Consider the following 10,695-nt stretch of genomic DNA (forward strand, 5'->3'; position numbering starts at 1 on the left):
TTTTTCTCTGTGCTAACACCGGAAAACCTTAATGTCTTTTACCAACAAGCTAGAGAAAAAAATTATCGTTTAGATACAAGTGAATTGGATAAGTTGATTAAACGCCATTTTCTAATGTATGTAATCAAGCAGAGAGGAACACCATTTCCGAAATACTTCATTACACCGGGTTATAATCCACAATTGACGATGTTAGAGAATGATAATCCTGTAGAAACGATAAGATACAGCGCCAATTACCGAATCAAACTTACTGGGCTAAGCGTTGATACAGCCTATCAAATTAATCAAAATCCTAAAATTTTAGTTTCATCTAGTGTTACAGAAATCACTTTAGCTGCGGATAATCAGCAGTTTAATATTGGAGAAAATGAGATACGTTTCTATCTAGAAAATGGTGCATTTTTCACAAAATACCGCTTTTTTATTGAACCTATTGATTATTGATTGTGATGTCCAAAATAAAGAGCGCTTTGCCGTAATTAATGCCGCCACTGCCTCAGAATTTATGAAACAACTTAAGTTATTGCCATCTACAAAAAATGAAATCTACGCACCTAATTTAACAGAAATGGAACGAGTCAAAGTGGTAAATTATTACGCTCAAGAAATTGATGAGAATATCAACCATTATAGAATTTATGAGTGTGAAGATGGAAAAGACATCGAAGATGAACGACTTGATGTCATTTATGACAAGCTTGAACAGGACATTAAGTTAAGTTACACGCTATATCCAACTTATGGCATAACTATTAAACCTAGCCCAAGTGATGTTGGTATTGATGATAAGCGTGCTGTAGAATTACTTACTTCTTACGCTCAATCAAACCCGGAAGATCAATTATTAAAACGAGGTTGGCAAGTAGCGACATTGACATATAGCGATGATTTCATTAGTGAGGGAAGTAGAGATACTCGTGATATCTACTTAGAGGCAGATTCTTTGATACCATCTTCCGAAGGGGTATTATGGCCACATCATCAAAAAACTTTTGAATTCACAGGAAAAGGTGGTTATCCAATTGAGATTGGATAAAACCTTTAAAGGACTTTAAAAGTAATTTCCCTATTAATTGTGAAATACTAAATTACAAGGAAGCAGTGCTGAAGTAGAGCGACAATTATTGGACTAATTTGTAGAAGATCAACCATAATATGACAGGCACTCATTTTTAAACGGATGGTTGTCAGATTGGGTTTGATCTTCTACACTTAATATTAAATCCCTTCACCTCTAATCCACTCATCAACCTTGTCTGCCCACGCTTGCATCATCTCACGTCTTTGTACTTCATATTCTGCCTTGTTATACACAGCGCGAACTCCCTGTTGTTCGTGGGCAAGAGATTTTTCAATCCAGTCACTATTAAAGCCCATTTCGTGCAATAACGTTGAACCAGTTCTGCGTAAATCATGAACCGTAAAATAATCAATTAGAGGTTTTTCACGGTTTATATATTTAATACAGTGATCAATTACTCGGTTAATAGAACTGTTCGCAATTGGTTTTCTTCTATTTATTCGCCCTGGTAACAGATATGGCGAACCCTCAGAATAAATTTGAAAAGCAATAATTAAATCAAGGGCCTGTTCTGACAAATAAACATTGTGCATCCGCTTTGCTTTCATTCTTTCAGCTGGGATCGTCCATACTTTATTTTTAAAGTTAACCTCATCCCAAGTCGCATTGATTAATTCCCCTTTTCTCACCAAAGTTAGCAAAATAAATTTTACTGCTTTACGTAAAGCAAAATCAGACTGCATTTCATCCAAAGCGTTAAAAAACAAATGGATTTCTCGCGGAGATAACACACGTTCGCGTTTTTTAAATGTGGCAATGGATGAATTAGAAATTTCATCAGCAGGATTAGTATATTTATGCCCACGAGCAATCGCATAACGATACACATTTGCAATCAAATCTCTTACAAAAATAGCTGTGGATGGTGCACCCCTGTCTTTTATTTTTTCACAATGCCGCCGAATCTCATCTGAGGTAATTTCTGTCATCAATCGATTACCGAAAGTATTTTTGATGTCTCGTTCATAAGTCGCAATACGTAATGCTTTTGTGCTTTCCGCCAATCTAACATCTTCCAAATATCTTTCCGCAAACGCAGAAAATCGTTCCGCATTACGAATTTGATTTTTCGTATTACGTTTCTCAGCAGCAGGAGAAATTCCCTCACTAACTTGTTTTCGAGCAATCATCAATAGCTCTCTAGCTTTAGATAGGTTAATTCCATCAACGCCATACTTACCAATCGTCAAAGTTTCACGTCTTCCATTAATTCTATAGTCATATCGAAAAACGATAGAGCCTGATGTTAATACCGCAACATAAAGTCCGTCACGATCAGAAACTTTATACAATTTCTCTTTAGGTTTCAAAGACTTGATTTTTGTATCGGTAAGCATAATATATCTCCAAATATACCGTTATTAATTTGACGGTATTTTTGATCTTTTTTAAGAGTTACGCAATATTACACCGACATTTATACCGCAAAAAATTTGATATAACTTGAAATGCTATGAAATACATTGAAACGGTAAAAGCCTTGCATAACAAGGCTTTATCTTTATTTTGAAATATAGTGATATGTTATGAAATACGAAGATTTTATTCCCACTCAATCGTTGCAGGAGGTTTTCCGCTGACATCATAAACCACACGAGAAATACCATCCACTTCATTAATAATACGGTTGGAGATTTTACCGATCAAATCATAAGGTAAATGAGCCCAATGTGCTGTCATAAAATCAATAGTTTCTACCGCACGCAAGGAAACAACCCAATCATATTTACGTCCATCTCCCATTACACCAACGGATTTGACTGGTAAAAATACGGTAAACGCTTGGCTAACTTTATAGTACCAGCCCGAATTGTAAAGTTCTTCGATAAAGATTGCATCGGCACGACGAAGTAAATCGCAATATTCTTTTTTCACTTCACCAAGTACACGTACACCTAACCCCGGACCTGGGAATGGATGACGATTGAGCATTTCAGCAGGCAAACCAAGTGCTAAACCGATTTTACGCACTTCGTCTTTAAATAGCTCACGTAAAGGTTCGACTAAGCCAAGTTTCATATAATCGGGTAAACCGCCTACGTTATGGTGAGATTTGATAACGTGTGCTTTACCCGTTTTGCTAGCAGCGGATTCGATTACATCAGGGTAAATAGTGCCTTGTGCCAACCATTTTACGCTAGTTAATTTCTTAGATTCATCATCGAAAACCTCAACGAATACTTTACCGATTGTTTTTCGTTTTGCTTCCGGATCTTCAATACCTTTTAACGCATTTAAGAAACGATCTTCAGCATCGACACGGATAATATTTAGACCGAATTTATCGCCAAACATTTCCATAACTTGATCGGCTTCGTTTAGGCGCAGCAAGCCATTATCCACGAAAACACAGTGTAAGTTTTTACCAATAGCGCGATGTAATAATAGAGCAGTAACGGAAGAATCCACGCCACCGGACAACCCTAAAATCACTTCATCATCACCCACCTGTGCTTTAATGCGAGCAACGGCATCTTCGATAATGTTTTCTGGTGTCCAGTTGCGTTCACTACCGCAGATATTCACCACAAAATTGGTCAAAAGGGCTAAGCCACTCTTGGTGTGGGTAACTTCTGGGTGGAATTGCACACCGTAGAAATGACGGCTTTCATCGGACATCGCTGCAATCGGGCAAGTTGGCGTTGTTCCCGTGATTTGAAAGTGCGGTGGTAATTGGGTAACTTTATCGCCGTGGCTCATCCAAACATCTAACTTGTGATCGCCATCATCTAAGCCCGCGAAAAGTGCGGTGGTATTTTTAAGCAAAACAGAGGCATAGCCAAATTCGCGGTGATCGGAAGTTTCGGTTAAACCGCCAAGCTGCATTGCCATTGTTTGCATTCCGTAACAAATGCCTAACACAGGCACGCCCGCGTTAAACACATATTCAGGCGCTCGTGGGCTGTTTTCTTCCGTGGTGCTTTCAGGCCCGCCTGAAAGAATAATCCCCGTTGGATTAAATTCACGGATTTGTTCTTCTGCAACGTCCCATGCCCATAATTCACAATAAACGCCAATTTCACGAATACGGCGTGCGATTAATTGGGTATATTGCGAACCAAAGTCTAAGATTAAAATTTTGTGATTGTGGATGTTGTTCATTTTTTATTTTTCTCAGAATTAATAATATTTTTAAGGTGTAAATCTACTTTTTATAAAAGTGCCACCATGTCCATCAGGGATGAAATCTATATAAATATCTTTAAGATTTCCGCAAGCATTTACTTTCCATAATTCTTGAGCCAATTTTAATGTATTACTATTAGGCTCTTGTTCAACATTTAATATTTGTGTATGAATTTTTATCTTTCCTATAGAACAACTATAGTAATGCACAAATGGGAAAATTAAAGCTCGCTCAGTATCAGATTTTAATTGAGAATCAGCTGTACTTTCTCCACTGTATTCAGGATAAAACATTGCACATCCTGTTAATAGTAGAGTGCTTAAACTTAACATCCTAATAAATTTCATCTATAAAACCTCCAAAAAATTGACCGCACTTTTATTTACCCCATTCTATAATTTGGCGCTTCTTTGGTGATGGTAACATCATGGACGTGGCTTTCTTTAATACCTGCACCGCTGATTCGCACAAATTGGGCTTTGGTGCGGAGATCTTCAATGGTGGCACAGCCCGTTAAGCCCATACAAGAACGTAAACCGCCCATTTGTTGGTGGATAATTTCTTTTAAGTAGCCTTTGTATGGAATGCGTCCTTCGATGCCTTCTGGCACGAGTTTGTCGGCGGCGTTATCGCTTTGGAAGTAGCGATCTGATGAACCTTTTGCCATCGCCCCTAAAGACCCCATACCACGGTAAGATTTAAAAGCACGTCCTTGATAAAGTTCAATTTCGCCTGGAGCTTCTTCTGTTCCAGCTAACATTGAACCTACCATCACACAATATGCACCAGCAGCAATCGCTTTGGCAATATCACCTGAATAACGAATACCACCATCTGCAATAACAGGAATACCGCGATCTTTTAATGCTTCTGCTGCATCAGCAATTGCTGTAATTTGCGGCACGCCTACCCCTGTCACGATACGAGTTGTACAGATTGAACCTGGCCCAATTCCAATTTTCACTGCACTCGCACCAGCATCAGCTAAAGCAATCGCACCTTCAGCAGTCGCTACGTTACCAGCAATAATTTGTAAATCAGGATATTTTGCACGTGTTTCACGCACACGCTGTAACACACCTTCAGAATGACCGTGAGACGAGTCAATTAATAAAACATCTACACCTGCTTTTACTAAAGCATCAATTCTAGCTTCATTACCAGCTCCGGCACCAACCGCTGCACCAACGCGTAAACGTCCAAATTCATCTTTACAGGCATTTGGTTTCTGTTCAGATTTTTGGTAATCTTTAAGGGTAATCATCCCTTTTAATTTAAATTGCTCATTAACTACTAAGATTTTTTCCACACGATGACGATGCATCAAGGCAAAAATATGATCCCGATCGAATGAATTGCCTTCAGTTACAGTTACAAGTCGTTCTTTTGGTGTCATTACTGATGTAACTGGTAACGATAAATCAGAAACAAAACGAGTATCACGACCGGTTACGATTCCTAATAAATCCCCATCTTCTGAAGTCACTGGATATCCAGCAAATTTATTTTTCTTTGTCAATTCTGCTACTTCAGCGAGTGTCGTAGTTGGGCGTACGGTAATTGGATCATTAACAATACCGCTTTCAAATTTTTTCACTTTACGTACACGCTCAGCTTGGCGTTCAATACTCATATTTTTATGGATAAAGCCGATACCACCTTCCTGTGCAAGTGCAATCGCCATTTTGGCTTCAGTTACGGTATCCATCGCGGCAGACAGAATAGGGATATTTAAACGGATTTTTTGAGTAAGCTGGGTTGAAAGATTTGCCGTATTTGGTAATACGGTGGAATGTGCAGGAACAAGAAGAACATCATCGAAGGTGAGGGCTTCTTTAATTACTCTAAGCATTGCAATATCTCTCTTTGTTAAAAGTTAATAAATAAAATGATTGAAAAATATTGCGGCGGCATTATACAGATTTTTGATTGAAATGAAAATCTCTTTTAATATTTTTAAGCAAACGTTTGCTTAAAAATAATGCCTCAACCTTTTCCCCATTTGCATTATAATAACGTTCAATTATTTTTATTGAAACAAATAGGGGAAAGTATGACAGCACAAACAGGCATTTTATTAGAACACTGCAAAGCAGCAATTTTTATTGAAGCAAACATTATTGATTTTTCGGCAGTTGCTCAATCCTGCAGAGCTTTGGTCAAAGCAACAGAAGCATTACAACAACAATATCCTGATGCACATCTTTATAGTATTGTAGCCTTTGGTAATGATGCCTGGAGAGAGTTATCTAATCAGGCTGATGCGACAGAATTAAAATCTTTTACTCAATTAGGAAAGGGAAATTTGGCAGCACCTGCAACACAGAATGATTTATTAATTCATATTCTCTCGTTGCGACATGATGTAAATTTTTCTCTTGCACAGCAAGCGTTACAAATTTTTGGTGAAGCAATTGAGGTTAAAGAAGAAACTCACGGTTTCCGCTGGGTAGAAGAACGAGATCTTACAGGTTTTATTGATGGAACTGAAAATCCAGTAGGAGATGAATTACGCAGATCAATTGGGCTGGTGGCTGACGGAATAGATAAAGATGGTAGTTATGTATTCGCTCAACGTTGGGAACACCAATTGGATAAATGGCAAAAATTAGATCAGCAAAAACAAGAACAAGTTATTGGAAGAACGAAACCGGATAGTGTTGAACTTGATGATGTGCCACCGACCTCACACGTTGGTCGTGTTGATTTAAAAGAAAATGGAAAAGGCTTAAAAATCATTCGCCAAAGCTTACCTTATGGTACAGTAAGTGGTAAACACGGTTTATATTTCATTGCTTATTGCAGTAAGCTTCACAATATTGAACAGCAGTTACTTAGTATGTTTGGAGAATTAGACGGAAAAACAGATCGACTATTAGGTTTTACTAAACCAGTAACAGGCAGTTACTATTTTGCACCTTCTCTAGAACGTTTATTAAATTTATAGCTTAAAAGTTATTCTTTCTAATAAAGAAAGGATAACTTTAACTTTTCTTTTTTTTTCTTTCTGTTAAACTGTTGCCCAATTTTGGGGCTGATCTAGGATTCGACGGGATTAGCAAAGCCTAAGGTGCATGTCGAGGTGCGGTAGGCCTCGTAAATAAACCGCAAAACAATAGTCGCAAATGACGAAAACTACGCTTTAGCAGCTTAATAACCTGCGTAAAGCCTTCTCTCCCTAGCTTCCGCTCGTAAGACGGGGATTAAAGAGGAGTCAACTTAAACGAGATCGTGTGGAAGCCGCCGTTTGAGGATCGAAACACTAAATTGAATCAAACTAGCTTAGTTATCGCGTGTCTGTCCGCAGTGATTAAGTGAAATTAAAGACTAGACTAAACATGTAGTGCTGAAGGTAGAGGAATTTCGGACGGGGGTTCAACTCCCCCCAGCTCCACCACTGGTTATATTCATAACATTGCATAGCGTTGCAAGTTATTGAAAAATATAAAAAAGGTCATTTTTATTTATTGCATAGGATTGCATTTGTTTTCAAGATTGATGTAACGTTGATGTAACTTTTTAAATAATGGTTTTATAAAACGTTACATCAATTCTATAAACCATTATAGGACAAGGGTTGATGAAATTTTCTGATTTTGTCCCACATTCCTCATTTTGATGATTTGTCTTTAGCTCCTGTAATAACACCATTTAAATAGCATTGGCTATTTCTTGGCATAGTAGACAAATTACTACATCACCAATTCAAGATGATTCTTTCCATTTCACATTTGTTTGTAGAATTTTTTGATAAAGCGGGCAGGTTTTATCGTGAGCGTTCGGTAAGTAACCAGTACTCATAAGAAATTCATTAACAATTTCTCCGCCAACAAATTTAAACTGTTTTTTAAACAGTTTGACCCATTCGGGTAGTGTTTGGGGATAGTGATGATCGAGCCACGTTTTAAATGAACCGAATTGTTGCTGTAGTTGTAAGATCTGTTTGGCATTATAAATAGCGGCATTAATTTTAAGACGATTGCGAATAATATCCGGATTATTCAATAAGCGTTGGCGATCTTCATCATTATAGTTAGCCACTTTTGCGATATTGAATTGGTCATAAGCAAGTCGAAAGCCCTGTTCTTTCTTTAAGATCAACGTCCAGCTAAGCCCTGCTTGATTAATTTCCATTACTAAACGGGCAAACAGCTCATTATCATCTTCAATCGGAAAACCATAACGATGATCGTGATATGATTTATTAAATGGATCTTCATCCTCCGCTAATTGATTAACATAATCACAATAGCTCATTATTAACCTCGAATTGGTCTGATTTTCTGCATAAACATTGGTAGCTCATCAGTGAGTACACGTTGTTGCATCAAATCTTTAATTGTCGCCGCTCGAAAAAGGGCTTTTTCAGCTTTTTCGCCGTAGAAGAGCTGATTTACCGTATTTTGCCAGTGAGATAGCCAAATAGCGAACATCTCTTCGCTCATTGGCTGGCGGTTGTGTATTTTGATATGTGCCAACATTGGATTTCCTTGATAACTTTCCATATCAAAAATATTACTTTCCCAAAATCGATACATTTTTTCTAAATGGGTTTGCCAATGTTTTCCGCGTAGATGAGCGAACATATATCCAATTCTTTCATCGGCTAAAAGCGAATCATAAAAGCGATTAACCAGTAGTTCAATATCATTACGATCTTCTAAAAGTTTGCTCATAGCTACTCCTGTTGTTTTTTGAATAATGATAAAACAAATAGTAAAGCAGAACAAATCACCACAGATGGACCGGCAGCTGTATCATAAAATGCCGAGAGTAGTAATCCTCCGGTTACTGCAATCATACTGATTACCACGGCAATAATTGCCATACTTTCCGGTGTGCGGGAAAAACGGCGAGCAGTAGCAGCAGGAATAATCAGTAGAGAGGTAATAATTAATGCGCCGACAAATTTCATACTTAATGCAATCGTAATGGCAGTTAGCAACATTAACACAATGCGTCCTTTTTTGACATCAATCCCTTCAATTTGTGCTAATTCCGGGTTTACTGTGGCAGAAATCAATGCTTGCCAGAAGTAACATAGAATACTCAATACTAAAATAACGCCAATACCTATCCAGAGTAAATCTTGATAAGTAATGGCGAGCAGATCGCCGAACAGATAATTCATTAAATCGACTCTGACGCCGCCAATTAAGCCAATAGTAACTACACCTAATGAAAGAGAAGTGTGAGCAATAATACCGAGCAAGGTATCAGCAGCAAAATGGGTGTTGTTTTCTAACCAAACCAGAATAAGCGCTAATAAAATAATCAGTAAAAGAATGGCGATATAAGGATTAAAATTAAAAGCGATGCCCAAAGCAATACCGAGTAATGCGGAATGTGACAGGGTGTCTCCAAAATAAGCCATTTTCCGCCAAACAACAAAAGCACCGAGTGGGGCTGTGATTAAAGATAAAATAATGCCGGTTATCCAAGCAGGAAAAATAATTTCAAACATAATTAACCTTAATGTTGATGTTGGCAATCAGCAGAATGATGTTCGCCAGAACAGCAGACATCACCGTGTAGATTGTGTTTATGATTATGATGGTGCGTATAAATAGCAACATTCTGTTCATTCTGATTGTTAAAAAAGTTAATAAAATTCGGATGAGCACTGATGGAGTCCGGTGTACCTTCACAACAGATATGATGATTGATGCAGAGTACGTGATCGGTTTTTGCCATCACTAAATGTAGATCGTGAGAAACCATTAGTACAGCACAATCAAATCGTTCCCTCATTTGATTAATTAACTGGTAAAGTTCATTTTGCCCAATAATATCAACACCTTGAGTTGGCTCATCCAATACCAATAGATTAGGTTTGTTCAAGATAGCACGCGCCAATAGAACACGTTGCATTTCTCCACCGGATAATTTTTGCATACTTTGTTCCCCCAAACGGGTGATAGAAAGCAATTGTAGTACCTTTTCAATATCCTGTTTCGTTGTTTTCGGTTTAAGTGAAAGAAATTTTTTTACTGTAATAGGGAATGAGTTATCCAAATGTATTTTTTGTGGTACATAACCAATTTTGGTATTGGCAGCATAGTGGACAGATCCACTCTTAGGCATAATCAGTTTTAACAAAACTTTAAGCAAAGTAGATTTTCCACCGCCGTTCGGCCCAACGATAGTAGTGATGGAGCGTGGTTGAATTGATAACGAAACATCTTGCAATACAATTTTGTTATTAAACTCAACTGAAATATTTTTTAATTCAACTAGGGGCGGTTGTGAAGTGTGCATAATAACGGTACCTTTCTAAAAATCGGTCTGTATTTTATGCAAATCCTGTAGGGGATCAAATAAATTTTTAGATAATGTTTAAGATTTATGCATTTAATGAAATATGTTCCTAAAAAGGGGGAATTTTTCCGTTAATATTATGTCTTATTTCAATTCAAAATAGATTATATGAGTTAGTTATTTGAGTTAATTAAAATGCAACATATTAAATTAGCCAGAGATCGTT

The 10,695-nt window shown here is 37.5% G+C and carries 11 protein-coding genes and 1 other RNA gene; 4 read left to right on the forward strand and 8 right to left on the reverse strand.

Annotation, left to right across the window (positions count from 1 at the left end):
• Positions 1-447, forward strand: a 447-nt coding sequence (locus QV04_RS11655; RefSeq protein ID WP_197494815.1) for a hypothetical protein, incomplete at its 5' end; no start/stop codon positions are given.
• A complete protein-coding gene (locus QV04_RS07935) occupies positions 398-1,039 on the forward strand; it encodes a hypothetical protein (protein WP_156548347.1) in 642 nt (213 codons plus the stop codon). The genes QV04_RS11655 and QV04_RS07935, both read left to right, overlap by 50 nt.
• 182 nt (positions 1,040-1,221) lie before the next feature.
• Here QV04_RS07935 and QV04_RS07940 read toward each other — a convergent pair whose 3' ends face one another.
• From QV04_RS07940 to guaB, 4 genes are all read right to left on the reverse strand, one after another.
• Positions 1,222-2,421: a tyrosine-type recombinase/integrase gene (locus tag QV04_RS07940; RefSeq protein WP_065233365.1), complete on the reverse strand. Its 1,200-nt coding sequence runs from the start codon at positions 2,419-2,421 to the stop codon at positions 1,222-1,224.
• Positions 2,422-2,626: 205 nt separating this feature from the next.
• Entirely contained in the window at positions 2,627-4,186 is a 1,560-nt protein-coding gene (gene guaA / locus QV04_RS07945) for a glutamine-hydrolyzing GMP synthase (RefSeq protein ID WP_065233366.1), read from the reverse strand.
• A 30-nt stretch (positions 4,187-4,216) separates the two neighbouring features.
• Positions 4,217-4,504, reverse strand: coding sequence for a hypothetical protein (locus QV04_RS07950; RefSeq protein ID WP_156548350.1), 288 nt, complete (start codon positions 4,502-4,504; stop codon positions 4,217-4,219).
• 89 nt (positions 4,505-4,593) lie between these two features.
• On the reverse strand, positions 4,594-6,063 hold the full coding sequence (guaB, locus tag QV04_RS07955; protein ID WP_039135764.1) for an IMP dehydrogenase: 1,470 nt from the start codon (positions 6,061-6,063) through the stop codon (positions 4,594-4,596).
• A gap of 201 nt (positions 6,064-6,264) precedes the next feature.
• Between guaB and QV04_RS07960 the strand changes: the two genes are divergently transcribed.
• A complete protein-coding gene (locus tag QV04_RS07960; protein ID WP_065233367.1) occupies positions 6,265-7,158 on the forward strand; it encodes a Dyp-type peroxidase in 894 nt (297 codons plus the stop codon).
• Between the two features lie 83 nt (positions 7,159-7,241).
• Positions 7,242-7,608: a transfer-messenger RNA gene (gene ssrA / locus QV04_RS07965) on the forward strand.
• Positions 7,609-7,916: 308 nt separating this feature from the next.
• Here the strand turns inward: ssrA and QV04_RS07970 are convergent.
• The 4 genes from QV04_RS07970 to znuC are packed head-to-tail and all read right to left on the reverse strand — an operon-like array spanning position 7,917 to position 10,469.
• Positions 7,917-8,468, reverse strand: a complete 552-nt coding sequence (locus QV04_RS07970) for a DNA-3-methyladenine glycosylase I (protein WP_065231518.1) — start codon at positions 8,466-8,468, stop codon at positions 7,917-7,919.
• A gap of 2 nt (positions 8,469-8,470) precedes the next feature.
• The gene (locus tag QV04_RS07975) at positions 8,471-8,887 is read right to left on the reverse strand and encodes a group III truncated hemoglobin (protein WP_039135761.1); all 417 of its coding nucleotides are present in this window, start codon (positions 8,885-8,887) and stop codon (positions 8,471-8,473) included.
• A gap of 2 nt (positions 8,888-8,889) precedes the next feature.
• On the reverse strand, positions 8,890-9,675 hold the full coding sequence (gene znuB, locus QV04_RS07980; protein ID WP_065231519.1) for a zinc ABC transporter permease subunit ZnuB: 786 nt from the start codon (positions 9,673-9,675) through the stop codon (positions 8,890-8,892).
• A gap of 8 nt (positions 9,676-9,683) precedes the next feature.
• Entirely contained in the window at positions 9,684-10,469 is a 786-nt protein-coding gene (gene znuC, locus QV04_RS07985; protein WP_065231520.1) for a zinc ABC transporter ATP-binding protein ZnuC, read from the reverse strand.
• Positions 10,470-10,695 lie beyond the last annotated feature (226 nt).

Source organism: Gallibacterium genomosp. 1 (assembly GCF_001678575.1).
GTDB lineage: Bacteria > Pseudomonadota > Gammaproteobacteria > Enterobacterales > Pasteurellaceae > Gallibacterium.

Coding starts and splice junctions, on each gene's coding strand:
- QV04_RS07940 (WP_065233365.1), bottom strand. CDS start 2,421: ATGCTTACCGATACAAAAATCAAGTCTTTGAAACCTAAAGAGAAATTG.
- guaA (WP_065233366.1), bottom strand. CDS start 4,186: ATGAACAACATCCACAATCACAAAATTTTAATCTTAGACTTTGGTTCG.
- QV04_RS07950 (WP_156548350.1), bottom strand. CDS start 4,504: ATGTTTTATCCTGAATACAGTGGAGAAAGTACAGCTGATTCTCAATTA.
- guaB (WP_039135764.1), bottom strand. CDS start 6,063: ATGCTTAGAGTAATTAAAGAAGCCCTCACCTTCGATGATGTTCTTCTT.
- QV04_RS07960 (WP_065233367.1), top strand. CDS start 6,265: ATGACAGCACAAACAGGCATTTTATTAGAACACTGCAAAGCAGCAATT.
- QV04_RS07970 (WP_065231518.1), bottom strand. CDS start 8,468: ATGAGCTATTGTGATTATGTTAATCAATTAGCGGAGGATGAAGATCCA.
- QV04_RS07975 (WP_039135761.1), bottom strand. CDS start 8,887: ATGAGCAAACTTTTAGAAGATCGTAATGATATTGAACTACTGGTTAAT.
- znuB (WP_065231519.1), bottom strand. CDS start 9,675: ATGTTTGAAATTATTTTTCCTGCTTGGATAACCGGCATTATTTTATCT.
- znuC (WP_065231520.1), bottom strand. CDS start 10,469: ATGCACACTTCACAACCGCCCCTAGTTGAATTAAAAAATATTTCAGTT.